Here is a 26,525-nt window from a genome sequence, read left to right on the forward strand (position 1 = left end):
TTTTCTTTACCCTATTTAAATGGCATTGGTATAAATTGTCTTTAGTGATTATATTCGGCTTTATGAAGTGCTTTGCTATCGTTAAAGTTCAATTATGTTTAAAATTATTTAATAGGAAAAGCGAGTTCATTTTTTGCACGCCATGTAGAATCGACATAATTCATGATTAAAGTACGTCTTATTCCGTTCATAGGACGTTTTTGGTAACCATGCCAAGTATCTTTAGCAGGTATAAATAAAAATCCAGAATTAAATTTTCCAGAGCTCCTACCAAGTGATTCTCCTTGGGGATTCATAATATCGGTTCCCCAAGATTCCGCATCTTTTGCAGTAGATAAAGAAATAAGAAAGGTAAGTTTTTTTGCTTGTACATCCGTATGTGGCTCTAGCCAAAACCCTTCTTTATCGTGACAGAGTTCAAGACGAACTGAAGTATTATTTAAATTAGAACCTGTTACTTGAGCAAATAAAGTTCTAATACTTTTCATTTCAAAAACATTTGCCAGCAATGAAAATTGTAGACTATTTTGTTGCGTCTCAGGCGTGATGAAAACGCGATGCTGGTTATTATTTTCTCTTTTACCCTGCGTATTTCCAGCAATTGATTTCTCGTTTGGTTTCCATTGAACGAGTGCATTGCACAATTCTTCGGGGAAAACGTTATCCATTGACCAATGTGCATAAGGGGTACGGGTTATTTTAGCATGAGAGATAGCATGTTGAAGCTGAGTTTCAACATTTTTTAATTGTGTTGCTTTTTCCATTTCAAAATATCCGTTTAAATAGCCTGAGCATGGCGATGAGGCGATGACTGGTAATACACATCAAAAATATTGGCTATATTTCTCAGAAAGGGGCGCCCTTGCTCAGTAACTTTAATTTTATAATAATCTCGTAATATCAAACCATCTTCTTCAAATGATACTAAGTTTAACAGATCGTTGTCGAATATATTTTTAGGACGTTTGAATTTTTTGGCGAGTATTTCTAGATCAACGTATAAATCGCACATTAAATGTTCAATAACAGACCATCGTAATAAATCTTCTATAGTGCGACTAACCCCTTTAGCTATAGGAAGCCCTTCTAGCCTCATGGCTTTTTGATACGCTGCAGCCGAAAGTTGATTTTGCACTATTCCTTTAGGTAATATGGATACAGAAGAGGCCCCAATGCCAAGCAAAGCCACTGCATTATCTATAGTATATCCTTGGAAATTTCGATGTAGTTTTCCCTCTTTGGCAGCTTTGCTCATACTATCATGAGGTAAGGCATAGTGATCAAGGCCGATGATCTGATAATTGGCTATTCTTAAAAGGTCATCTATCAATTGCCTTTGTTTAAAACGTTCTAAGGTATCGGGTAGAATTTCGCCGTTTAACAAATTTTGTCTTTTATGTTTCCAGGGCACATGCGCGTAACCAAATACAGCAAGTCGGTCTGGTTTTAGACGAATAATGGATTGTATAGTTTCGGATAAACTTTTGCAAGTTTGGTTGGGTAAACCATAAATGAGATCAATGTTAATAGAGGTAATATTTTGTTTTCTAGCAATTTCGATACAATTGGAGGTCATAGCCAGGCTTTGTACTCGTCCACAAGCTTCCTGTACCTTTGGATCAAGATCTTGTACTCCGATACTTATTCGGGTAAATCCAAGTTGGTTTAGTAGTAATATATATTGAGAAGAAGCGTGTCTTGGATCCAATTCAATGGAAATGTCGGCATTTTTTTCGATGTTGAAATACTGCCTAATAGTATTCATTATTTTTGTAATCGTAATAGGCGGTAAGGTTGTTGGTGTACCCCCACCAAAATGAATAAAGCCAACACGCCGTCTACTTTTGAGTAATGCTTTTAAACGGTAAAGTTCGTCACATAAAAGCTCACCATAAGCAATGCGTAAAGCTTCCTTATGAATTACTTGAGTGTTGCAAGCGCAAAATTTACATAATTCGTCACAAAAAGGGACATGCAGATATAATGAAACAGCCTCATTATCTTGAAGAGTTTGTAACCATTTTTTGTATGTATCAAAGCCAACCGATTCTGTAAATTGGACAGCGGTAGGATAGCTTGTATAGCGCGGGACGTTTCTTTCGTACCGCGCAAGACGGTTAAAAGAAACAGCCTGTTTCATCCCGAACTCCGCAAAATTAGAAACGATATCCGATACCTGCACTGACAGTGGTGGGATTTAAAGAGGTGCGAGCATCAATTCTATTAGGACTATCATTAATATGTGCACGTTCATTTAACAACATTTGTTTTGCATCAACATTAAAAAACCAATTACCAATAACTTGATAGTCAAAACCAATATTGAAAGAGGGACCTGCCGTTGTTTCTAGTCCTAGCTTTTGTACTGCGCCGCCACCTGGAGAGACATGATGCCAAAAAGCAACAGTAAGGCCAATTCCCGCATAAGGATTAAAAGCTTTATGAGGTAAAAAATGCCATTGCGCAGTAAGCGTTGGAGGTAATATCCAGCTGTTACCGACGTTAACGTCACCCAACGTTGTATTTTTGGCAGTAATTTTATGCTTTGTGCTGGCTGCGATGATTTCAAAAGCTAAATTGTCTGTTACGAAATAATTTGCGCTTAATTCCGGCATAACACGGTTAGAGGCCGTAATATGACCACCAATACTTGTTTTGCTGCTTGTGTTATTGGGAATAACTCCTAATGCGCTTAAACGGATAATAAAATCACCTTTACTCAAACCTATTTTGGTAACGCCAGGACACGTTTGAAAAATACTACAGTGTTTTTTAGGAGAAAAAGGTTGTTGAGTAGAAACGTAAACCTTTCCTGGTGCTTGGTTCGTAACTGTATTATTTGTTGCTGTAATGTGATTAGGATTGGGAACTAAAATAACGTTTGCAGGGGTTTGAGCGTAAACACTGGTTGAATATACCGTAAATGCATAGAGTGCAAAACTACTTAATAAATTTTTCATTATGAGAAAACCTTGAATTTATTTCATTAAAGGAATCTTAATATTTTTTCAGAAAATTGATTAAAAACGCTTAAATAAAATTAGTAAGGTCTATATTATGCGAATACCAGCAGTTAATGACAATATCCTTTCAACTTTTGTTTACAGTTGTTTAGAAGTGTATTGAAAGAATAAAAAAATTCAGTAATTTTTTAGAAAAAAATTATATTAAATATTAACTAATGTCTTATATTTTGTTGTCTTAATAGTTTTGAGAATGCATATTTTTTATATTATAATGCTCTTGGAAGTGTAATAACAAAACAAGCCCCTTTAATGTGTCCATCGTTATCTTGAATGTTATAAACTCTTATATTTCCCTTTAGAGCTTTGATAATTTGGCGACATATCGACAAACCTAATCCAGAATGACGACCAAAATTTTCCCCTTGCGGTCTTTCTGAATAAAAACGTTCAAATATACTATCCAATTTGCTAGGGGGTATACCGGGACCTTCGTCGCTGACTTTAAGCTCAACTTTGTCGTTCACCGCCTCTACAGAAAGTGTTATGGTGCCGCCTGGAGGTGAAAACGAAATTGCATTGCCTATAAGATTACGTAAGACTTGAACAAGTCGATCTTCAATAGCTAATACTTGTAAAGGTTGATTGGAAACATCTTTGCTGAGGTCAACAACAATATGTATATCTTCAGGTTTTGCAGTTGCTTCATGCATCTCTGCTAATAATTGGAAAATTGGTTTTACAGCAACAGCTCTTGGCGTCAGTCTTGACATCTCAGATTCAATTCGGCTAGAACTAGCAATATCCGTAATTAGACGGTCTAAACGATAAACATCTTCCTTTACAATGTTGAATAACCGTTTTTTATGTTCTTTATCTTCTATTCTAGGTAAAAGTTCTATGGCAGAACGTATAGAAGACAAGGGGTTTTTGAGTTCGTGACTAACGTCTGCTGCAAACCCTTCAATAGCATCCATTCTCATCCATAAGGCCTTGGCGCTATCTTGTAAAACTCTTGCCAAATCGCCTATTTCATCTTTTCTTTCTAAAAGATTGTCGGGTACTGTTCCAGTCCGGCCGATAGTCTCGCGCATTTTGTGCGCAGCGATTGCTAGACCTAACAAGGGTCTCGCAATGGTTAACGACAGATACCAAGAAAGCAATACGGTAATAATGAGGGCAAGTAAAAAAAGAATTAAAATTGAAGATCGTACTGAAAATAGTGCTCTATCTATACTTTTAGCTTCTCTAGTGAGTTGAATAACCCCTATAGCTTGATTATGATGAAAAATAGGCTCCGTAATGGTGATTAATAAATGATGATCAGCAGTTCTTCGAATATAGGCTGGTTTTTTTTTATCGTGTAAACTGTTTAAAAATTCTGCATACCCAATAGGTAGTGTTTCTGAATCAGCATTAATAGATAAATTTTGAATTTTTGTTGCTCCAGTGTAGGGCATCCAACTTAATAGATGAGTGTATACTTGCTCTAAAACTGTATCGTAACGCGTATGTATGGTAGCCTCTCTGTTGATTTGATTTTCTATAACGTTGCGGAACAGTGCATTTTTAGGGTATTGAGTAGGGCTATTGCTCAAGTAATGGTGATTAAAATATGTGGAACTGTTTGTTTCTGCCCGACTATCTATAATTAATTGGCCATTTGGAGAATAAACTTGCGCTCGAACGTTAGGGCTTGGGTTTGTTAAACTAAATAAAAGAGGTTTAGCTAGGTTAATGGACAAAAAATAAACATCTGTAGATTTTTCACTTTCGTCTTGGTCTGTTCTTAAGCAATTCGTTGTAAGGCTACCTTGTTTATATATGGCGCTCTGACCAAGGGCTCCAGCATAAATTTTAGCCTGCTCGCGCAAGGAGTGAATTTCAGACTCAAGTAAACTGTTTTGAAACTGATTTAAATAAAGTAAAGTTGCGACAAGCACCACTAAAGGTAAAGCATTTACGAGTAAAATTCGCCTCATGAGTGGAGATGAAAAACTTGCCTTGAAACGGTTGTCGAATTTTAAACGTTTTTGACGTAATTTTGTAAACGAGGCGTTATGGTTCACCTTAATTATTACCTTAATTATATATAATTAGTTTTCTTTATAACGGTACCCTATGCCGTACAAAGTCTCAATTTTGTTAAATTCTGGATCAATTTGACGAAATTTTTTACGTATGCGTTTGATATGACTATCAATTGTGCGATCGTCCACATAAATATTTTCACCATACGCAGCGTCAATAAGTTGATCTCTTGATTTGACCAAGCCTGGGCGTAAGGCAAGGGCCTTAGTTAGTAAAAATTCTGTGACCGTTAATTGGATATCTTTATTATTCCATCGACATTGATGTCTTAAATCATCTAAAGATAAATTGCCTCGCACAAGCATATTGGTGGCAGAACTTGTTTCGGTATCAGTTTTATTGCTCACTTCATTTCGTCTTAATAAGGCGCGAATTCGTTCCAGTAATAGACGTTGAGAAAAAGGCTTGGTTATATAGTCGTCTGCACCAAGACGTAATCCCATTAACTGATCAATTTCCTCATCTTTAGACGATAAAATAATGACTGGCATTTGTGAACGATTTCTTAACCGTTGTAATAATTCGATCCCATCCATTCGTGGCATTTTAATGTCTAAAACGGCAAGATCAACGGGTTTGGTTAACAAACCCTGCAACGCACTTTCTCCATCTGTATACGTTTGCACAATAAAACCATCAGCTTCTAACATCATAAAAACAGAAGTTAAAATATTGCGATCGTCATCGATAAGTGCAATGACGTATTTCCCTGCTTCCATAAGTGTTCCTTTCAAATTGATAGTGATGAAATTCATTAGATACTATTGTATAATCAAATCAAAGACTAGGGGATACAAAGAACTCAATGAATAAGGTACAGTATTGTTTGGCTTATCTTGTTTAATATTAATTTTGTTAGAATTTCTTGTAACTTTGATAATTTTTATTAAAATATAAATGTCTAAACTTATAAGTAAGACATAAAGCGTTCTTGCTTGAAAGCGAGAATTTGGTTTTTATAAAATTAAAATTAACGACAAAGTAAGCTGAACATCATGACTCAACCAGAACATTCGACTAAAGATTCAGAACATAACTCTTCTTCCGAGCAGGGGCAATTTTCTCAGGAAAATAAGAATTTTACTGAGGATAATAGTTCGTCAGATTCAGAATCTTCTAAATTGGTAATTGAATCTGAACCAGAAGTCGATTCTATTAGTCGTCTTAAAGCTGAATTACAACAGGCAAAGGACCAATGGCTTCGTTCTGAAGCAGAAAGTCAGAATCTTCGTAATCGACATAAAAAAGAACTCGAAGATACACGTTTGTATGCTGTTCACAAATTCGCTCGCGATATTGTTGAAGCAGCGGAAAATCTTCGTAGAGGAATCGATAGTTTGCCAAAACCGAGCGAAAATGAAGATCCCATTATTACGAAAATGCGAGAGGGTTTGGAAAGCATAGAGCGCTCTTTTTTGCAAATTTTGGAAAAAAATGGTATTAAATCTGAAGATCCGACAGGAATAGCATTTGATGCGAATAAACATCAGGCTATGGCAGAGCATCCTTCTGACGAGCATCCACCTGGAACGGTTATGCAAAGCTGGACACCTACTTGGACGCTTAATAACCGTTTGTTAAAACCAGCTATGGTAATTGTAACAAAAACGCCTGAAAATAAATCTTAAAGAAAATAAATGTCGATGAATTATACTGCTGACTTAACGCATTGTTTTGTGTATAATGTAGTATAAAATAAAAAATGTTTAACTTAGTTAACTAAACATATATTAAATTAGTCTTTCTATAGGATCTTAGCCGAATGTTGGGGGAAACTATAGAATTGCAATATCAGAAAGGACTTTTGCTTGACGCTTCGGGTCTTGTCGAAAGTTGCTATTAGGAGAAACTATACATGAGTAAAGTAATTGGTATTGATTTAGGTACAACCAATTCTTGTGTTGCGATTAGAGAAGGTAAAGAAACCAAAGTTATTGAAAATAGTGAGGGTGCTCGTACAACGCCTTCTATGGTTGCTTTTGCTGAAAATGACGAAATGTTAGTAGGCCAATCGGCCAAAAGACAAGCTGTTACTAATCCAAATAACACTTTATACGCTGTTAAGCGTCTTATTGGACGTCGTTATGACGATCAAATGGTTGCCCGTGATAAAAAACTCGTTCCTTATGCCATTGTTAAAGGGGATAATGGAGACGCTTGGGTTGAAGCACGAGGGAAAAAATATGCACCTTCGCAGATTTCCGCTTTTATCTTAGGTAAAATGAAGGAAACAGCAGAGTCCTACCTCGGGGAAAAGGTAACGCAAGCGGTTATTACGGTACCTGCTTATTTTAATGATGCACAACGTCAAGCCACAAAAGATGCTGGTAAGATTGCAGGGCTTGAAGTTCTTCGTATCATTAATGAACCTACGGCTGCGGCGCTGGCTTATGGGTTAGAAAAGAAAAACAGTGGTACAATCGCTGTCTATGACTTAGGTGGTGGTACCTTTGATATTTCAGTTTTAGAAATTTCTGATGGTGTAATTGAAGTCAAATCGACGAATGGGGATACGTTCCTCGGAGGTGAAGATTTCGATTCTCGTATTATTGATTTTCTTGCAGATGAATTTAAAAAAGAACAGGGAATTGACCTGCGCAGTGACAAATTAGCACTGCAACGCCTTAAAGAAGCTGCAGAAAAAGCTAAAATTGAGCTGTCTTCTTCTAAAGAGACAGAAATTAATTTACCATTTATTACAGCAGACGCTACCGGTCCTAAACATCTAGTCATCAAGTTAAGCCGTGCTAAGCTAGAAAGTTTGGTAGATGATTTAATTCAAAGAACTTTAGAACCTTGCCGTTCGGCGTTAAAAGATGCAGCTCTATCCGCGAGTGGAATTGACGAAGTTATTCTGGTTGGCGGAATGACTCGCATGCCAAAAGTTATTGAAGCCGTTAAAGAATTTTTTGGTAAGGAACCAGCCCGTAACGTTAACCCAGATGAAGTGGTTGCGGTCGGTGCTGCCATTCAGGGTGCAGTGCTAAAAGGTGATGTCAAAGATGTGCTTTTATTGGATGTTACGCCTTTATCGTTAGGTATTGAAACGTTAGGCGGTGTATTTACTCGCCTTATTGAAAGAAATACGACCATTCCTACTAAGAAAAGCCAAACTTTCTCAACTGCTGAAGATAATCAAAATGCAGTAACCATTAAAGTTTATCAAGGTGAACGAGAAATGGCGGCTGACAATAAATTATTAGGAAATTTCGATTTAACCGGTATTGCGCCTGCTCCTAGAGGTGTTCCTCAAATTGAAGTGACCTTTGATATTGATGCCAATGGTATTGTTTCGGTATCTGCTAAAGATAAGGCAACGGGTAAAGAACAGCAAATACGTATCCAAGCTTCAGGCGGATTATCAGATGCTGACGTGGAGCAGATGGTGAAAGAAGCTGAAGCGAACGCAGAAGCAGATAAAAACAAGAGAGAAATGGTAGAGAATCGTAATCAAGCCGATATGCTGATTGCGCAAGTAGAGAAAAATATGCAAGAGCATAGTGATAAAATTGACCCGTCTACCAAATCCGATATTGAAATGGCTCTTAATGATATAAAGAGTAAAAAAGACGGGAACGATTTATCTGCTTTAAAAGAATCGATAGATAAACTTTCGCAGCTTGCTATGAAAATTGGTGAAACAATTTATAAGGCAAATGCAGAAACAGAAGCAGAAAACACGAGTGCCCAAGCAGGTTCTGAAAAACCTGCTGCTGATGATGTCGTCGACGCTGATTTTGAAGATGTCAACCAAAACGATAAGAAATAAAACTGTTTTTTGGCAGGTTATTTCTGAAGTAAAATACGTTTCAACGGTTAACGTGTTTTAAAATTAACTGAGCCCGTCTTCCATTGATGAAGGCGGGCTGATTTATTATTCTAATTATAGACGGTTCGAGAATATTGATGTCTAAACGTGATTATTATGAAATTTTAGAGGTTAGTCGTAACGCCACCAGCGCAGAAATCAAAAAAGCTTATCGTTTAAAAGCAATGCAGTTTCATCCTGATCGAAATTCAAGTAATAAGGAAGCTGAAGCCAAATTTAAAGAAATTAACGAAGCTTACGATGTTTTGAAAGATGAACAAAAAAAAGCTGCTTATGATCGTTTTGGTCATGATGCCTTTAAAAATGGTGCTGCAGGGGCTAACGGATTTAGTGCTGGTGGATTCAGTGACATATTTGACATGTTCGGCGATATGATGGGAATGCGTCGAGGTGAAAGCCAACGGCGTTCGGGTGCAGACATACAAATTCAAGCTGAGATTTTATTAACCGAAGCGTTTTCCGGTGTCAAAAAGAAAGTTAAATTTCAGACTAAACGTCCTTGCAAAACATGTAATGGATCGGGATCTGCAGACAAAAGTCATGGCAGTCGAGTTTGTTCAGCGTGTCATGGCACAGGAAAAATTCGTTCTCAGCAAGGATTTTTTCTTGTAGAAAGACCTTGTCCAACTTGTCATGGTACTGGAAAAGTAATCAGCAATCCGTGTAAAAAATGTCATGGGACCGGTCTTGAAACGCAAGACAAGGAGCTTGAAATACAGATACCTGCTGGTATAGAAGATGGAACACGTATGCGTATTCCACATGAAGGTGAATTTGGTCCAAATGGTTTGCCTGCCGGGGATTTATATGTACATGTGTCTGTCTTACATCATGAGTTGTTTCAAAGAGATGGGGCAACTATTTTTTGCCGAATACCTCTTCGTATGACTCAGGCTACCCTCGGTACAGAAATTGAAGTTCCATTGATTGATGGTGGGAGAACAAAAGTAAAAATACCAACAGGGACACAATCGGGTAAGCAGTTTCGCTTGCGGGGAAAGGGATTTTCTGTTCTTCGATCCCCTGCTAGAGGTGATATGTACTTAGAAGTTAAAGTAGAGACACCTCAACATTTAACAAAACGTCAACGAGAACTTCTGGAGGAATTTGAATCAGAAGAGCAAGAAGGCCAAAATCGTGGTAGCCCAGAAACCTCAGGATTTTTTGCCAAGGTAAGAGATTTTTTTGAAGGAAAATCTTAATTGAATTTTTAAAGTAGAAAGTAGAGTAAATGAATTTATCCCCTTTGAGAATAGGAATTGCAGGTATTGCTGGTCGCGTTGGCCGTCTTTTGTGCGAAGAAATTTCGTCCACCCACGCAACGATTTCGGGGGGCACATCACTGTCCAAAGATCTGCTGAACTTAACTTGTCAAGTCCCCGTTTTTGACGAAATTGAAGCGTTAATTAATGTAAGTGATGTTATCATTGATTTTACAAATGCATCCATTACCGGTCGACATGCCAAGGCACTTCAAAATAGCCAAACCGCTTGGATACTTGGTACGACAGGAATATCGGATGAAGATCAAAATTTAATTGAAGAAACCTCAAAAACGATACCCATAGTACAAGCCGCCAATTTTTCTCCTGGAGTAGCGCTCATGATACGTTTAGCCAGTGAAATGGCTAAAGCATTACCTGCTGAAAATTACGATGTTGAAATTCTTGAGGCTCATCATCGGCAAAAAGTTGATGCCCCTTCAGGAACGGCTATAGCAATTGGCGAAGCGATTGCAAAAGGTAGGCAGGTTGATCTTAAACAAGTACAAGAAGTAGGACGTTATGGAGTAACGGGAGCTCGCAAAAAAAATGCGATCGGCTTTGCTTCTTTACGTGGTGGCCAGATTGTAGGCGAACACAGTGCATTTTTTATTTCTGATGTTGAAGAGATTTCTTTAACTCATAAAGCTTTCGATAGACGTATTTTTGCCAGAGGGGCCGTGCGCTCAGCATTTTGGAGTGTGGATAAGCCTGCAGGATTATATGGACTGTCGCATGTGCTTGGATTAGACTCCATTTAATTTTTGAAATTAAGTCTTGACGTATGAATCTTAAAGAGGTTTGTTTACATATTCATATTTTTTCACTTTTAGGATGAGATAGCAAAAAATTTATGCGAAATAACAGCGATTTTCTGTTCGCTTCTGAATCAGTATCTGAGGGTCATCCCGATAAAGTTGCTGATTGCATTAGCGACACCGTATTAGATACTTACCTAGCAGCAGATCCAGAAGCTCGTGTGGCTTGTGAGACAATGGTTACGACCAATCAAATTATCTTGGCAGGTGAAGTTCGAGGCCCTGAAAGCATTACTAAAGAATTACTGATAGAAAAAGCGAGAGAAACAGTTAAAGAAATTGGATACGACCAAGAGGGATTTTCTTGGAAAAATGCAAAATCTTTAAATTTTATGCATTCTCAATCGGTGAATATTGCTGTGGGTGTTGATGGTGGTTTAGGGAAAGACGAAGGGGCAGGTGATCAAGGGATTATGTTTGGTTATGCTACTTCTGAAACAGAAAGCTTAATGCCAGCGCCCATCTACTATGCCCATAAAATTCTTAAAAATCTTAATGATTTACGCAAGTCAGGGGATATAAAAGGCAAAGGGTTTCTTCCCGATGCTAAAAGTCAAGTTACGTTGCGCTACGTTCAAGGGAAACCTATAGAAGCGACGTCTATTGTGTTGTCTACTCAACATGAAGAATGGATGAGTCAAAAAGAGATTAAAGAAATTCTTGGAGAACTGGTTACGAACACGTTGCCACAAGGATGGATGTGTCCAGAGCAAGAATTTTACGTTAATCCAACAGGCATTTTCATTATTGGTGGTCCTGATGGGGATTGCGGGTTAACCGGTCGTAAAATTATTGTTGATACGTATGGCGGTGCAGCCCCGCATGGTGGTGGTGCTTTTTCTGGTAAAGATCCAACAAAAGTTGACCGTTCTGCTGCCTATGCTTGCCGTTATCTTGCCAAAAATATTGTGGCCGCCGGTTTGGCAGATTCGTGCACGCTACAAATTTCGTATGCAATTGGTGTTTCTCATCCATTATCGGTTTACGTTGACCTACATGATACTGGCAAAGATGTGAATGAAAAGGAGCTGGAAAAGGTATTACGTGAAATTATGGATCTTAGCCCAAAAGGGATACGTAAACATTTGCGTTTAAATCGGCCGATTTATAAAGAAACAGCGGCGTATGGTCATTTTGGACGCCAGCCAGACGTTGTTAAAGACAATTTTACCTGGGAGCAGACGGATTTAGTGGATACGTTACGTCTCGCTTTTAAACGTTAAGTAATGGCAAATGTTGCTTGTAGAGAAAAAGGAGATTCAGATAACTATGAGTCTTCTCTTACTCTAAAAAATAACTTTTTTAAAGAACGTCTGTATGGGCGAAAAAAAGGACATGCTTTTAGTCGCCGACAAACCCAATTAATGAACGAATTTTTACCTAAAATTCAGTTTTCATCTTCTAGTTTTACCAATCCCAATTTGGCCTTCGGTAAAAAACCTGAACAATTGTGGTTAGAAATAGGTTTCGGTAACGGTGAGCATAGCTTAGAACGCCATAAGCGTAATCCTGAAGTAGGTTACATCGCTTGTGAAGTATTTGAAAATGGTATTTGTTCCTTACTTTCAAATTTAGTTAAAGAATATGCTATAAATGCGTTGGATTTCGTTCCTGATATGATCCGTATTTGGAACAAAGATGCTCGTGTGTTGCTTAAGCATCTACCTCCTCAATCTATAGATAAATTGTTTTTGCTTTTTCCAGATCCATGGCCTAAGGCCAGGCACGTTAAAAGACGTTTTGTACATCCAAAAAGATTAGCTTTGGTACATAATTTACTTAAAAAATCGGGACAATGGTACATTGCGAGTGACGATCCCACGTATCAGGAATGGGTAAGAGAAACAATGGATCGTCAATTGTTTTTTCGAAAAATATTAGAAACGCAGGAAAGACCGCATGATTGGCCTTCTACGCGTTATGAGCAAAAAGCTTATCTTAATAATAGAGAGCCTATTTTTTGGATATTTGAAAAAATTATTTAATGTAGTCTGAATTAGGCGCATTGGCTTCACGGTTTGCTTCTTGTTGCGCATGTGCTATAAGTTTTGCCTCATTTTTGTGTATAAGCCACGCACAAATAATGATAAAAGTTAACCCTACCCCTCCTAAGATAAGCCCGACTGTACCCTCTAATTTTAAAATTTGTTTTCCTAAAAAATAGGCGACATAACTGTATCCGCCAGCCCAGAATAAGCCTCCTAGAGCATTGTAAAATAAAAAATATTTCCAAGGCATACGGTTCGCACCAGCCAATAAAGCAGTGAATAAGCGTAAAAAAACTATGAATCTTCCAAAAAATACAACTTTTCCGCCATGATGACGAAACAAATATTGACCCAATAAAATGCGATCAGTGGTTAGTTTAAATTTTGGACCATATTTTATTAATATACGATACCCTACGTTATTGCCGATAATATAACCAAAATTATCACCGATGATGGCTCCTAAAATAGCAGCAAAAGCAACAAGATGTATATCTAAGCCACTATGGGATGAGGCTGCATAAATAGAAGTGGCTACCAGTAAAGTTTCAGCGGGAAGAAGAACTCCCATGCTCTCTAACATAATAATTAAGAATATTATAAAATATCCGTAATAACTATAACTTTGTATGAGATTTATGAAATGTTCTAGCAGTTTCTTAGATCCATTTTTAAAATAGTTGTTGTCTTGTTCTATCTTTTATCTGGTTTTTCTCAAGAACAGAAGCCTTCTTCAGAATAAAACTTCATTATTTGAGGTTTTGAAGGAATATTATGTTAAAAAAGTGTTGTGTAAATATGAAGTTTTATCTTTTATTACGACAGGAGAGTTAAAAACAATTTAATATTGACTGAATTGCAAGGAAATAGAGGCTTTGTGTATTAGTTCGGAAAATATTTGGAAAAAAATAAAAATATTTCATCATATTAAATCATATTCGAAGGGCTCAATGATATTGTTCCTACTTTTCAGTAGATAATTGTATACATAAATTATGGACGGAAATCTTATAAAATTAGTCATAAATATGTTGTCTAGTGATCAAGCTCACCATCTTTTTATGGTTCGCTAGGCAATTGGCGTAGTAATAAACAAATAATGTTATAAAGCCATGATTTTTGTCTTCAGAAATGTAATCAACATAAGGCGAAAAGTAGTATCATATTTTTGATAGAAAAATTTTTTAAAACATAGAGTTGTAAAGAGATAATTCTTTATAGTCATCCTCAGAGCATTAAAGGAGAATATATTATTGATTTGGGTAGGGTGGGATCAATTTTTAAGTTCTAGAAGTTGACATAAATTGGCCATGATAAAATTTGGTTTCTTTTCAGACTTTTCCAAGAAAATAATAGTAGGTTTGAATAAAAAATATCGTTGATGGAAGACGATTGCACTCCAGCTAAAATGTATCGATATGGTTAGATAGAAGTAGTTTTGGGAAACTGTAGAAAACACATTATTTATTTCAACCAATACGTTTTGTAGAAATGTTAATTTTGGCGTCAAGGTAAGCGTGTTTTCGTGGATATTTGGTCAGCAATTATTAGCATAAAGTTGTCAAAGAAAGTTTATTACGAGAAAGAATAAATAAAAGTATTGCCAAGATTGATAAGTAATCAATTTTCAAAATTATGATGTTGAACGTTATTATTGTTCATATGAGTTTTACGATATAAGGTCCATTCTTCGATGATTTGTCCATTGGGTAAAAGACAGTTGGAATATTCTCCTTCGGAATTGTGCATTGGAATGAGTTGGCCGTTTATTTGTTCGCAATATACAGCAGCGGGATTGGCCAGCCCGATAAGTTTTCGTGTTGGTTTTTTTGGAGCATGGCAAGCTGTTATAAGGCAAAAAAAACCTAAAACGTATAGACGGGAAGGTATTATTCTCATCTTGTCGTTTTTATTATAATGTAAACTATGTCTATTAATCGGGTACACATTTGCGTTTTTCATATTGTCCATACAAATAATAATGCGTTACAGGATCAACTCCTGCCGCTTTCACATCTGGATAAGTGGTTAAATAAAACGATTTGTCGAAATCCTCTAATATTTTCCATTGAGGTATCTTGGTAACATGGGATTTGTTTTTTAATTCGTCCAAAAATTCTATTTTTTGTTCTTCTGTAAACCAAGGTAGGCGAAAAAGGGGATCATTAGCAAGTTCGTGCAAGATAGGTTCATTGCGATTGGCCTCTTCTACACTTCCACAGGAGGGCACGGCTGTCAACGATAAACCGCTGTTCATTGTTGCAAAGAGTAAAGTCTGATCTTTTTTAAGAATACCCCCATATCCTGCTTTGACAAAGCGTGAGGAATAGTCCGTATGTTCGTGTCCATAACGATCAAAGCGATTGTCCATATAGCCAACGAGAGGAAAAACTTCGCGGCTTATGGCAATACTCGATCTTGCACATATAGGCAGTATGGCAGGATCCGTCGCTGTATTATTTCCAAAAATTTTTTGTTCATCCCATTGCTTAGGCGCATAAGATATATATCCGTGAAGTTGAGCCCCTTTGCCCCATTCAACATCCCACCCATACATCGTGGGATAAATATCGTCATCCAGTAAAAGAAATGCTTCTGATTGCGTATAATTTGCTAAGTAATAAAGACCTCGATTTTTATTCCAGGCAATCCCTTTGTTTGCACCTGAAATGTGGGGAATATTATGTTTTTTTAATTGTTCGAGCGTGTTATCGGTCGAACCGTCATCACAGACAACGAGAACGTAATCGCTCAAAGAGAATTTATTAATCAGTTGTATTTGTTCAAAGACAGTGTCCGTACGATTAAAAGTTGTAATAGCAATACCTAATTTCACCATAAGTAATCATCCTACTAAATTAAGCTTAATTTAGGCATAAAAAACTATTTCATAACGCCGTTAGCTAATGAAAAAATTATGATTTGATTAAAAAGGCAGAAATTTGAGTAAAAAATTATAATTAATTTTAGAGGTTCTTAACTTAATTTAACAGTAATGTTTTGAATGTTTATGTGCAAGTCTAATATGAAATTAATTAGGAATGTAATTCAGATTCGATAATGATAGGCTCCACTTCACTTATTGTAACTGTTCCAGGTCTTGGCTGCTCTACTTTAATAAATAAAGTGAGTGTAGCCGCGATAAGATATAAAATAATATAGGTCCATACTGCCCCAATAATACCAAACAGGGGAACCATAAGGGCGGCTATACCCGGTCCAACAAAGTTACTTAATCCTGCCGAAAGATTATAAATAGAGATAGCTGCCCCTTTGTGATTGGGTTCCAAGGTTGCAAAAACCGCGGTCATAGGAACAAACGCTGCAACGGTAATACCAAATATGACGGCGGGGATCATTGTGAGCATTAAATTATGGCCAAAAATTATGGGTATATAATAAAATAAAGAACAAGCTAGTGCGCCTCCGACACAACCAAACCAACGGGCTTGACGTAACCAGCCGATGTATTCTCCCAATATCCCCCACATAACGTTGGTAAAAATTGTAACGAACATAAAAACCGTCCATATGTACTGCCATTCGCTTTTCGAAAAGCCTAAACCGTGATCGTTAACGGTTTTTCCGACTAAAAGCCAAGGCATAATAACGGCAAATCCGAATATTGGTGTTGTATTCGCAATCCTAACAACTGCAGACATAAAAACATGTTTATTCGAAAATAAAATCGTAACGGCACGGGATAACTCTTTTGTTTTTTCTTTAAAGGGGAGATTAGCTTTGGAACGATCGGCTTTGGCGTGTCTTAAGGCAATTGAGGCAATAATTCCACCCGCAATTACCCAGGCTAATGACATCCACAACGTATGGTATTCGCCAATAATGGGATTGACAATTCCAGGCAAAAACCCTCCTATAACGCCAAATCCAATAGAATAAGCGGCCCAAAACAAACCCATTGCCGTGGATACTTTACTTTTTGGGACATTTTGAACGATAAGAATAACAAAAGAATAAAGAAATAAAGGATATCCTAATCCACGTATGCCATAAAATAAGAGCATTAGAGGATAGTTGTGAAACCCTATTCCAAAAACCATAAAGAGAATATGCATAGCGGACCAATTTAGGAAACCAAAACACATTGCTTTCTGCGGGGTGATGATTTCAGCGACAACGCCCGAACACCATGCTGCAACTGCGACCAATAGACCGTAAACGGTGAAGGTTAATGACGATTGCGTTTGTGAAAAGCCAATATCCGTTAAATATTTTGATAAAAAGGCGGCTTCAAATCCATCACCTGCCATAAACATAGCAATAGCGATATAGCCCCAGATTAAAGGAACAGGCAGTCCAAATATTTGTTTTGGTTCGTTCACAGAAATTATCCTCGAATTTAGCTCTTACGTAAATAGAGGAAATAATTAAACTTAATTTAAGAGCAATTATTTTTTCATGGAGAAAGTCGTGCAATCAAAGATAGGTAAATTTTGATAAAGAGTTTGTATAAATGTCAATTTATATTTGCAATATAGTAGAACTTACAATTTTCAATTTTTAATATAACTAAGCAAATCAAATATTTGTGAATTTTTTTCTACTCATAATTTGTTAGGATAAGTTGTGTAGATTTAATTTAATTGCAAAATAACGGATGTAAATAATGAGATTAGAAAATAAGACTGCCATTGTTACCGGCGCAGGCAGTGGAATTAGTGAAGAGGTCGCTAAAACTTATCTTAAAGAGGGAGCAAATTGCGTACTGGTAGATTTGAAAAATTTAGATGAACAATTTGCACCGTTAGCAGAAAAATACAAGAATAAAATCGCGGTTGTTCGTGCCGATATCAGCAAAAAAGACGATATCGCCCATGTCGTAGAAACGGCGGTAAACAAGTTTAATCAAGTTGATATTTTGTTTAATGGTGCGGGTATTTTTGATATGCGCTCTATTTTAGAGGAATCATGGGAAGTGTTTGATCGTTTGTTTACAGTCAATGTAAAAGGCACATTTTTTTTAATGCAAGCCGTAGCTCAGCAAATGGTCAAGCAAGGTAAGGGTGGAAAAATTATCAACGTATCTTCGCAAGCGGGAAGAAGAGGTGAAGCGCTCGTTTCTCACTATTGTGCGACGAAGGCCGCTGTTATCAGTTATACTCAATCTGCTGCGTTAGCGCTTGCGTCTTATCATATTAATGTAAACGCTATTGTTCCTGGTGTTATTGATACGCCTATGTGGGACCAAGTTGATGCTTTGTTTGCGCGTTATGAAAATCGTCCTTTAGGCGAAAAGAAAAAGTTGGTGGGTGAAGCGGTACCCTTAGGACGTATGGGACTTCCTTCTGATTTTTCTGGTGCAGCTGTTTTTTTTGCATCTTCGGAATCAGATTATATCACCGCTCAGGCTTTGAATGTTGATGGCGGCAATTGGATGAGTTAAGTATGGTTGATATTGTTGTTGCGGGTGAGCTTATCACTGAATTCGTTGCTGTTGATAAAGGGCAAAGCTTTGCTGTACCAGGTAGTTTCAAAGGGCCTTTCCCTAGTGGTGCGCCGGCTATTTTTGCTGATCAAGCGGCTCAAATGGGTGTATCAGTATCCTATATTGGATGCGTTGGAAACGACGCTTTTGGTGAGGCTATTGTAGAACGCTTAAAAAATCATAATGTTAATGTTGAACATATTCGATACTCAAATAGGCCTACAGCCTTAGCGTTTGTTGCGTATAAAGAAGATGGAAGTAGGCAGTTTGTTTACAGTATAGAGGGCAGTGCGACGTCTACACTGGGTCCTAGTGATGTAGACGCTTCTATTTTTTCGGGGTGTCGTTACCTTCACGTTATGGGTTCAAGCCTGAATAACGAAAGTTCTATAGCAACCATACGCAAGGCAATGCTTGAAGCACAAAAAGTAGGGGCTAAAATTTCATTTGATCCTAATATTCGACAAGAAATGCTTTCTTTTGCGCCCATGCACGTTGCTTTAAATGAAGTTTTAGAGCAATGCCATTTATTTTTACCTAGTGAAGCAGATTTAGCTTTCTTTTGTGGCAATCAATCGACTGAAAAATCAATTCATTCTTTGCTACATTCAAAAGCAAATCTCGAGCGTATTGTGTTAAAATTGGGTGATAAAGGCAGTGTTTATTTTGATAAAGATAAAACATGGTCAGCCCCTAGTTTTAACGTAACAGAAATTGACCCCACAGGGGCTGGCGATTGTTTTGGGGGTACTTTGGTTGCTTGTTTGGTAAAGAATGAACCTATAGAAAAAGCATTACGTTATGCAAATGCAGCAGGAGCAATGGCTGTTTCGAAAATTGGTCCTATGGAAGGAAACAGTTCGTATAATGAAATAAAAAATTTCATAAATCAATAATAAAAAACTGGAGTAGATAAATTACAATGATGCAGCCGATTGGGATAGCTAATACTCTTTTACTTTCTATTGTTAAAGAAAATCGTGAAGGTCATGCTTGCGGTATATACTCAGTTTGTAGTGCTCACCCTTTAGTTATTGAGGCGGCCTTAGAGTATGCAAAACATGCAAACTCTCCTTTGTTAATTGAAGCAACCTGCAATCAAGTTAATCATCTTGGCGGTTACACCGGTATGAAGCCTCAAGATTATTATCAATACGTTGTTGGTATGGCTAAAAGCAAAAATTTCCCTATGGATAAACTTATTTTAGGAGGAGATCATCTTGGCCCTAACCCTTGGCGGCATTTGCCCGTCAAAGAGGCTATGGAGCAGGCAAAAAAAATGGTCGTTGCATATGTTGAGGCTGGGTTTTCTAAAATTCATCTGGATGCAAGTATGTCTTGCTTAGGAGATCAGGAACCGTTGACCGATGAAACGATTGCCGATCGCGCTGCGGAATTGTGTAAAGTGGCTGAAGAGGCTGCCTTAAAAGTAGGATCCAGTCCTCTTTATATTATTGGGACAGAAGTTCCTGTTCCAGGTGGGGAAGTTAGCCGTGGAGAGAAGACATCATTAAAAGACCGAATTGTGGTAACACAAAAAGATGCTGTAAAAAAAACACTGAGTGCTCATTGCTCTGCATTCGAGAAATATGGATTAAAACAGGCTTGGAACAGAACCATAGGGATCGTTACGCAGCCAGGTGTTGATTTTGATGACCAACATGTGCTGGATTATAGTCCGCAAAAAGCCAGTCAACTTTCTTCGTGCATATTGACGGTTCCTCGTTTTGTTTTTGAAGCGCATTCAACGGACTATCAAACGCAAACCTCTTTGAGTTGTTTGGTCAAAGATCATTTTGCTATATTGAAGGTAGGGCCAGAATTAACGTTTGCATTTCGTGAAGCCTTATTTTCATTAAGTTATATAGAAGATATTTTGTATGAACGGAAAGATCGGTCGCAGATTCGAGATGTAATTGAGACGGTTATGGTCCAGAATCCTCAATATTGGCAAGACTATTATAAGGGTGATAGTTCTGAGCAAAAAATAGCGCGTTTCTATAGTTATAGTGATCGAATTCGTTATTATTGGCCTGAGCCAAAAATTGTAAGCGCCTATAATTGTTTGATCAAAAATATAAGAAATAAGCTACCATCTGAAACGTTGCTTTCTCAGTTTCTTCCAGAAGTTTATCATGCTTGCCGAGCTGGACAACTTGAAAAAGACCCGGAAGTTTGGCTGAAATATAAGGTTGGTTTGGTTTTAAAAAAATATTCTAAAGCCTGTTCTTTGAATTAAATAAAAGAATGTTCGTCTTGAATTTAATTTATCCTTTGGTTTTCAAAACCCCAACGGTGAAGATTTGATTTTCTATTTATTAAGTTATAAAGATTTTTTTAATTTAAAAATATTTAACTTTATAAATTTTCAGCCTGTTTTATGCTGTAAGAACAGGCTGAATTTAGTTAAGTTTTATTGTTATATTGCTCTACCCATGTTTTTAAGCTGTCAATAGTACTACGCATACGTTCGATAAAATCGGGTTTGCCAGCGATTTCACCGAATAAGGTTTTGTCACCAGCAAATTCAGCCACAGGATCTTTTTTTTCGAAAAGCGCGTGCATGGTTTTTTCGTCTAGTATACCGTCTTGATATTGATAAGGCAGATTTCCTTTATGCCATTCTTCCATAAAAACGAAAAACAAAGCGGGCAACACAATCGTTGCGTTGGGTTCTTTGTGATCTTTATAGCATTCAATCAAAGTCGGAGAAATAAAACCAGGTATTTTTGATAGGCTATCTGCAGACACACGTTGGTTTGTATCTTTAATGTAAGGATTGCTAAAGCGGTCAATGACAACGTCACGATAATTTTCTAAATTAAGTGGGCTTGGCGTTAAGCAAGGAATAACATCCTGGGTAACATAATCCCAAACCATTTTTTTGATCTCTTTAACCTGGATTCCTTCATGTATAAATGATAATCCGATTAGCGTTCCCGCCCAAGCGACGCAACTATGACTGGCATTTAAGATACGGATTTTGGCTTCTTCCCAAGGTTGCACGGAACTAACCATTTCAACACCTACTTTTTCTAAGGCAGGTCTTCCGTTTATAAAGTGATCCTCAATCACCCATTGGATAAACGCTTCGCCCATAACCGGGGCACAATCATTTTCGCCAGTTTTTTCTAAGATACGTTTTGGTAGATCAGCAGGGGGTCTTGGCACAATACGATCCACCATATCGTTTGGGGACGTTGTATTTTTTTTTACCCACTCTATCAAATCATGGTCTTTATGTAATTCTAAAAATTGTAAAAAACCATGGCGGAAACGATCGCCATTATGTCTTAAATTATCGCAACTCAATAGGGTAACGGGTCTGCCGTTTTCTTTAATTCTTTCCTTAAGGATAACGCGTAATGCACCATAAATTGTACAAATTCTTCCTTCCAATTCTGCTTTGATATCAGCGCTTGAAGAATCTAACTCATGGTTTGTATCCAGATAATATCCGCCTTCTGTAACGGTAAAGGCAATCACTTTAGTTTCAGATTTTTTTCCCTGTTCAATTAAAGAACTCATTTTATCATCCCAGGGAAGAATCTTTTTAATAGAGGTAATTTTTTCGTACTGTCTTTCTCCTTGAGGAGTAACGGTTTCTAAAACAAACCCGTTTCTTTGTTTTGTTAAAGCGTTAAGCAAAGGAACAACGTCCTGGCGAACCCCACCTAGGGCAATATGCCACTGTTCTTGCGATATTTGATTTACCCTTTGTATATACCAGGCTTGATGCGCACGATGAAATGATCCTGCACCAATATGCATCCATACGTTAATCATTAATTTCATCTTTTCCAAAATTATTAACTGTTAAGAGTATAATTGCTATTTTTATAAGTGGTAAAAGCTATTCTAGAAGTCACGACATTTTTACTTTTAAGAGGTTATCATATTTAAATCGTGATGAAATATAGGTGATGTTTAATGTTAATCCTAACCTTGTTCAGCTATTTTTTCATTAAATTTATTTACTTTTTTATTTTTTTTTAAGTAGGAATAATTGAGGTGGCTATAGCTGTTATTGTTTTTGATGAGTTAATTAAAATGCAACTTAGAAACTGCATTAATCAACATATCGATAGAATATTAATAAATTTATAGAAATGTTTAGAGGAAAGTTTATTTTACTGAGTTTTTCTATTGGTACGGGTATAGTGGTTTATAAAGAATGTATTTAAAGAAATAATAAACTTAAATTTTAGAGCATGGATTTGTAATTTTACTAACCCTAATTCTATCGAGTTGGACTAAAAAAATAGTAATCTTCATCGTAATTTAACAATTAATTTGTCATATAACAATTTATTACAATTTCTCCTTACCTAAAAAAGAAAAACCTACTCATTTTTACAATTAAAAAAGTAGAGATTTTTTTTTGAAATTGAATAAATTACGATTATGAGCAAAAAAGAGGTTACACCAACAATTGGTGAAAATTTAAAAAGATACAGAAAAAGAATGGGTCTTAGTCAGACTGAACTTGCAAAACTTGTAAAAGAGATGACGGATGGGCGCTGTTCGCAACAAACTATTGGAAACATAGAAACGGGAAAAATACAAGAAAGTAAATTACTACCTTATATAGCATTCATTTTAGGAGTTAAATTAAGTGCTTTAAACCCAATTATCAAAGAAAACACAGACTTATTAGCCGTAGAAGAGAGAATATCTCCTTTGCTGAGGTCCTCAGTAAAAAATGTTTCCTCTAATTTTTTTCAATCTTCTTTTATCGACAATTTAGCTCCTCTGCGTGATGAAATACCGATTTATGAAACACTCGGTATGGCGCAGGAAGGGTTTCATATAACAGATACCCCTGTAGAATATATGCCCAGGCCACATGTGGTCAAACTCGAAAAAAATGCATTTGGGATTACAATAGGGATACGTAATTTAGAACCCGCTTTGAGAATCGGTGATGTAATTATTGTGCATCCTAGAAAAATCGTTAAACCTACAAAACTTTGTTTATTAGTTAATAACTCTGGTGAACGAAATGTGTATAATTTAGGAGAATTCGTTGATGAGAACCCATTAAACTGGATTATTAAGCAATATAATCCCTTTGAAAAAAAGATTTTGTCTAAAAGTGATTGGCAAAAATGTTACGCAATTGTTGCTAAATTTTTTTAATATTATTTTATTAAAACATTTAAATACGCATTATTGAGTTGACATAGGTCAAAAAAATGGTAATTTTATTTTTGGTAAGAAGTTAACCCATAACTTCTTATTTGTGCAAAGATTGCCCTTCTTATATCGATGATCTTAAGCATGAATTATCTGTGCTTTTTTCAATTGTAAAAACAGAATGAAGTTAAATTTCATTCTGTTTTTATTTATGGCATTTAAAAAAATGTAGATATTGATTAGGAATCGAAACATATCATTTTCTTGTGTAGATTCTGGGCATTGTATTGGTTTGCAGTGCTTCTAAGGATTAACAGATTATCAGTACATATTAATTATTTATCCAATTTTTTATATTATTAACGAAGAATTGTTGTATAACTTTAATCGCATTTAGAATAGTAAATCAAAACTTATACTATAATCGTGTTTAAATTGTTAACGATAGACCTTTAATAAATATTTTGTGTCGGAGACCCAATAAAAATTGGGAATAATTTTTAATGAATAAAAAACCATTCTATAGAGTACTTTATATTCAAGTTATTTTCGCCATTTTATTAGGAATTGCGTTGGGATACTTTTTCCCAAACATAGGTCTATCCTGTAAACCATTAGGGGACGGTTTTATTAAAATTGTTAAAATGATCATTGCTCCAGTTATTTTTTTGACAGTCGTTATCGGCATTGCTGGTATGAGCGATATGAAAAAAGTAGGCAGTGTTGTGGTGAAATCCATGGTTTATTTTTTTGTATTTTCAACGTTTGCTTTGATTATCGGTTTGCTCATTGGCAATATAGTTCGACCTGGTGAGGGATTAATTTTACATTCAACGAACATGCAACTTAATGATGTTGCAATTTATGTTAAGCAAGCTCAACAGAGTTCGATCGTTGATTTCTTTATGAATATTATTCCGGATACTGCGTTAAGTCCCATGGTAAATGGAAATATTTTACAAATTCTTTTTATTTCTATTATTTTTGGTATTTCAGTTTCATCCATTGGGGAAAAAGGGAAACCCCTACTAGAATTTTTACAAAATTTAGCTATACCTGTTTTCAAAATGATTGACATATTAATGCGTTTAGCCCCTATAGGTGCTTTTGGAGCAATGGCTTTTACCATAAATCGGTATGGAATCGGTTCTATGGAAAATTTAATAGTATTGATTGTCACGTTTTACTTAACTTCTCTTTTTTTTACTGTTGGAATATTGGGGATTGTTGCTAAATACAACGGGTTTTCTATTTTTAAATTAATGAATTACATTAAAAGTGAAATTCTTCTAGTCCTTGGCACTTCTTTTTCTGAAGCGGCATTACCTCTATTAATGGAAAAAATGGAAAGAGCTGGTTGTCAAAAGTCAGTTGTAGGTTTGGTTATACCTATTGGATATTCATTTAATTTAAGTGGTACCAATATTTATATGACGTTATGTGCTTTATTTGTTGCGCAGATTAGTCAAGTCCACCTATCTTTATCACAGCAATTAACCTTATTATTTGTTGCTGTATTGAGTTCTAAGGGGGCGGCTGGAGTAACGGGGGCAGGTTTCGTTACTCTAGCTGCAACTTTATCTGTTATTCCTACCATTCCTATTGGTGGTATGGCATTTATCTTGGGAATTGACAGAATAATGTCTGAATGTCGATCTGTGACTAATGTGATTGGAAACGCCTGCGCTAGTCTAGTCGTTGCGCGTTGGGAAAAAGCCTTAGATGTTCAGGAAATGAATAAAGCTTTTAAAGTTATTTCTTGATACATTCAAAGTTATTTATGGGTGATTAGGCATATGTAAGTTAAGGAAATGTTTAACTAATAATATTTATTAAAACGTGAAACTATCGATTAATAAGCACGTTTAATATACAATATTAAGGGAGTGTACTGAATTGTTTGTTGTAATACAGCGATACGATTTGCATGAAAATTTATTTAAAAATTAATTGAATACAATGCTATTCATGAGATGTACAATACGGGTCATAAAAAAATAATGCTGAATTTAATTGAAGATAAACCTAGCATGTATATTTCATTGGGTATCCTAAAATAAAAATTATTTTTTAGTTTAAAAGAAAAAAACAAATATCAAATAGATTATAACGAAAGTTAAGTAACTTAATTATACAAAGTTTGCGTTAAACTTAAAACGAACAAAACTTATCTGGATTTAATTGAGTTTGTAAAACCTGGATAGTAAAAGAATGGATTTTGTAATATTTTAAAATGTCCTATCTCACTCACGACTAAGCTCGTAATCCTTGGTGCTTTTGTATAGAATGCTTTAATTCTTTTAATTTTGGTTCTTTTTGTAATTCTTGATATGATTTTCCGTTCCAAATCCATATCGAATTACCGACCAGGAGATCGTGCATTGTTTTATGTGCTTTTTTTTGAATTTCAATATTGCCAGTAACGGAGTCAAGTATTTTTATCCATTTATTATTGTTTTTATAATAGGCGGTAGTTGTACAACCTCCTGACCCGCAAAGGCTGGAAGACTGCAATTGAATAAATAATACTTGTCGTATATTATTGTTGGCTGTCAGATTGGCCGTGCCAATTAAAATTAAAGGAATATCATTATGTTGTTCAGCGAAATCGAGGTCATGTTTGCTAAGTTCTAGTGCAACTTGATAGAGAGGATGGTTAGGTTGTGTAGTAAACACTATAGTATTTAAGTGGGTTTTGTTGTTAGAACGGTCAGAACCGTTGGCAATAGTGTTAGTTACAGATAAAAAATTGAAATTAATGATACTAACGATAGTAAAAAAAAGCGAGCGTTTAAAATATTTAAAATAGGCAAAACGCATAATAACCTCTTTTATACAAAAATTGACTTCTAATCACTTAAAAAATAATAAATATATCTTAAGTTCAAGGTTTTATTTATTTTTTAAGAGAAACAGTACCACAACGTTTTTTAACGTAATAAAATAATTTATTGATTATAACATATTATTTTAGTCTATTTTATACAGTTTG

The 26,525-nt window shown here is 36.1% G+C and carries 23 protein-coding genes; 12 read left to right on the forward strand and 11 right to left on the reverse strand.

Annotated elements, in window-relative coordinates; all coding sequences use genetic code 11:
- Positions 1 to 104 precede the first annotated feature (104 nt).
- The 5 genes from AABE15_RS05475 to AABE15_RS05495 form a co-directional block, all read right to left on the reverse strand.
- Complete coding sequence (locus AABE15_RS05475; protein ID WP_338330278.1) at positions 105 to 764, reverse strand: 2OG-Fe(II) oxygenase; 660 nt, start codon at positions 762 to 764, stop codon at positions 105 to 107.
- Positions 765 to 778: 14 nt separating this feature from the next.
- Positions 779 to 2,140 (reverse strand): oxygen-independent coproporphyrinogen III oxidase, encoded by a 1,362-nt coding sequence (gene hemN / locus AABE15_RS05480; protein WP_338330279.1) that lies wholly within the window; start codon positions 2,138 to 2,140, stop codon positions 779 to 781.
- A gap of 16 nt (positions 2,141 to 2,156) precedes the next feature.
- Positions 2,157 to 2,960 carry an OmpW family outer membrane protein gene (locus tag AABE15_RS05485; RefSeq protein WP_338330280.1) on the reverse strand — a complete coding sequence of 268 codons (804 nt, stop codon included), beginning with the start codon at positions 2,958 to 2,960 and terminating at the stop codon, positions 2,157 to 2,159.
- A gap of 272 nt (positions 2,961 to 3,232) precedes the next feature.
- A complete protein-coding gene (locus tag AABE15_RS05490) occupies positions 3,233 to 4,945 on the reverse strand; it encodes an ATP-binding protein (protein WP_408870253.1) in 1,713 nt (570 codons plus the stop codon).
- 114 nt (positions 4,946 to 5,059) lie between these two features.
- Entirely contained in the window at positions 5,060 to 5,773 is a 714-nt protein-coding gene (locus AABE15_RS05495; RefSeq protein WP_338330282.1) for a response regulator transcription factor, read from the reverse strand.
- Between the two features lie 276 nt (positions 5,774 to 6,049).
- On the opposite strand from AABE15_RS05495, the gene AABE15_RS05500 reads away from it, so the two are divergent.
- The 6 genes from AABE15_RS05500 to AABE15_RS05525 all read left to right on the forward strand — a co-directional run bounded on the left by AABE15_RS05500 (position 6,050) and on the right by AABE15_RS05525 (position 12,948).
- On the forward strand, positions 6,050 to 6,682 hold the full coding sequence (locus tag AABE15_RS05500) for a nucleotide exchange factor GrpE (protein WP_338330283.1): 633 nt from the start codon (positions 6,050 to 6,052) through the stop codon (positions 6,680 to 6,682).
- Positions 6,683 to 6,909: 227 nt separating this feature from the next.
- Positions 6,910 to 8,823, forward strand: coding sequence for a molecular chaperone DnaK (dnaK, locus tag AABE15_RS05505; protein ID WP_338330284.1), 1,914 nt, complete (start codon positions 6,910 to 6,912; stop codon positions 8,821 to 8,823).
- A gap of 134 nt (positions 8,824 to 8,957) precedes the next feature.
- Positions 8,958 to 10,085, forward strand: a complete 1,128-nt coding sequence (gene dnaJ / locus AABE15_RS05510) for a molecular chaperone DnaJ (protein WP_338330285.1) — start codon at positions 8,958 to 8,960, stop codon at positions 10,083 to 10,085.
- Positions 10,086 to 10,114: 29 nt separating this feature from the next.
- Positions 10,115 to 10,906 carry a 4-hydroxy-tetrahydrodipicolinate reductase gene (gene dapB, locus AABE15_RS05515; protein WP_338330286.1) on the forward strand — a complete coding sequence of 264 codons (792 nt, stop codon included), beginning with the start codon at positions 10,115 to 10,117 and terminating at the stop codon, positions 10,904 to 10,906.
- A gap of 92 nt (positions 10,907 to 10,998) precedes the next feature.
- Positions 10,999 to 12,186 (forward strand): methionine adenosyltransferase, encoded by a 1,188-nt coding sequence (gene metK, locus AABE15_RS05520; protein WP_338330287.1) that lies wholly within the window; start codon positions 10,999 to 11,001, stop codon positions 12,184 to 12,186.
- Positions 12,187 to 12,189: 3 nt separating this feature from the next.
- A complete protein-coding gene (locus AABE15_RS05525) occupies positions 12,190 to 12,948 on the forward strand; it encodes a tRNA (guanine(46)-N(7))-methyltransferase TrmB (RefSeq protein ID WP_338330288.1) in 759 nt (252 codons plus the stop codon).
- Here the strand turns inward: AABE15_RS05525 and AABE15_RS05530 are convergent.
- Both AABE15_RS05530 and AABE15_RS09260 read right to left on the reverse strand, forming a co-directional pair.
- A complete protein-coding gene (locus AABE15_RS05530) occupies positions 12,941 to 13,522 on the reverse strand; it encodes a DedA family protein (protein ID WP_338330289.1) in 582 nt (193 codons plus the stop codon). The two genes, AABE15_RS05525 and AABE15_RS05530, sit on opposite strands and share 8 nt — an antisense overlap.
- Before the next feature lie 1,049 nt (positions 13,523 to 14,571).
- Positions 14,572 to 14,700, reverse strand: coding sequence for a DUF333 domain-containing protein (locus AABE15_RS09260; protein ID WP_408870254.1), 129 nt, complete (start codon positions 14,698 to 14,700; stop codon positions 14,572 to 14,574).
- Between AABE15_RS09260 and AABE15_RS05535 the strand changes: the two genes are divergently transcribed.
- Positions 14,645 to 14,869: a hypothetical protein gene (locus AABE15_RS05535; RefSeq protein ID WP_338330290.1), complete on the forward strand. Its 225-nt coding sequence runs from the start codon at positions 14,645 to 14,647 to the stop codon at positions 14,867 to 14,869. The genes AABE15_RS09260 and AABE15_RS05535 overlap by 56 nt on opposite strands.
- 15 nt (positions 14,870 to 14,884) lie before the next feature.
- On the opposite strand, the gene AABE15_RS05540 is transcribed toward AABE15_RS05535, so the two are convergent.
- Complete coding sequence (locus AABE15_RS05540) at positions 14,885 to 15,790, reverse strand: glycosyltransferase (RefSeq protein WP_338330291.1); 906 nt, start codon at positions 15,788 to 15,790, stop codon at positions 14,885 to 14,887.
- A gap of 196 nt (positions 15,791 to 15,986) precedes the next feature.
- Complete coding sequence (locus AABE15_RS05545) at positions 15,987 to 17,294, reverse strand: MFS transporter (protein WP_338330292.1); 1,308 nt, start codon at positions 17,292 to 17,294, stop codon at positions 15,987 to 15,989.
- A gap of 284 nt (positions 17,295 to 17,578) precedes the next feature.
- On the opposite strand from AABE15_RS05545, the gene AABE15_RS05550 reads away from it, so the two are divergent.
- From AABE15_RS05550 to AABE15_RS05560, 3 genes are read left to right on the forward strand one after another with little or no spacing between them, the layout of a single operon-like run.
- Entirely contained in the window at positions 17,579 to 18,355 is a 777-nt protein-coding gene (locus tag AABE15_RS05550; protein ID WP_338330293.1) for an L-iditol 2-dehydrogenase, read from the forward strand.
- A gap of 2 nt (positions 18,356 to 18,357) precedes the next feature.
- Positions 18,358 to 19,293: a sugar kinase gene (locus AABE15_RS05555; protein WP_338330294.1), complete on the forward strand. Its 936-nt coding sequence runs from the start codon at positions 18,358 to 18,360 to the stop codon at positions 19,291 to 19,293.
- 26 nt (positions 19,294 to 19,319) lie between these two features.
- Complete coding sequence (locus tag AABE15_RS05560) at positions 19,320 to 20,636, forward strand: D-tagatose-bisphosphate aldolase, class II, non-catalytic subunit (protein WP_338330295.1); 1,317 nt, start codon at positions 19,320 to 19,322, stop codon at positions 20,634 to 20,636.
- A gap of 167 nt (positions 20,637 to 20,803) precedes the next feature.
- Here AABE15_RS05560 and dalD read toward each other — a convergent pair whose 3' ends face one another.
- Positions 20,804 to 22,183 carry a D-arabinitol 4-dehydrogenase gene (gene dalD, locus AABE15_RS05565; protein WP_338330296.1) on the reverse strand — a complete coding sequence of 460 codons (1,380 nt, stop codon included), beginning with the start codon at positions 22,181 to 22,183 and terminating at the stop codon, positions 20,804 to 20,806.
- Positions 22,184 to 22,801: 618 nt separating this feature from the next.
- Between dalD and AABE15_RS05570 the strand changes: the two genes are divergently transcribed.
- Positions 22,802 to 23,536, forward strand: a complete 735-nt coding sequence (locus AABE15_RS05570; RefSeq protein WP_338330297.1) for a helix-turn-helix domain-containing protein — start codon at positions 22,802 to 22,804, stop codon at positions 23,534 to 23,536.
- A gap of 500 nt (positions 23,537 to 24,036) precedes the next feature.
- The gene (dctA, locus tag AABE15_RS05575; protein WP_338330298.1) at positions 24,037 to 25,296 is read left to right on the forward strand and encodes a C4-dicarboxylate transporter DctA; all 1,260 of its coding nucleotides are present in this window, start codon (positions 24,037 to 24,039) and stop codon (positions 25,294 to 25,296) included.
- Positions 25,297 to 25,786: 490 nt separating this feature from the next.
- On the opposite strand, the gene AABE15_RS05580 is transcribed toward dctA, so the two are convergent.
- Complete coding sequence (locus AABE15_RS05580; RefSeq protein WP_338330299.1) at positions 25,787 to 26,353, reverse strand: hypothetical protein; 567 nt, start codon at positions 26,351 to 26,353, stop codon at positions 25,787 to 25,789.
- Between the last annotated feature and the right edge of the window lie 172 nt (positions 26,354 to 26,525).

Source organism: Commensalibacter sp. Nvir, from assembly GCF_963921845.1.
GTDB lineage: Bacteria > Pseudomonadota > Alphaproteobacteria > Acetobacterales > Acetobacteraceae > Commensalibacter.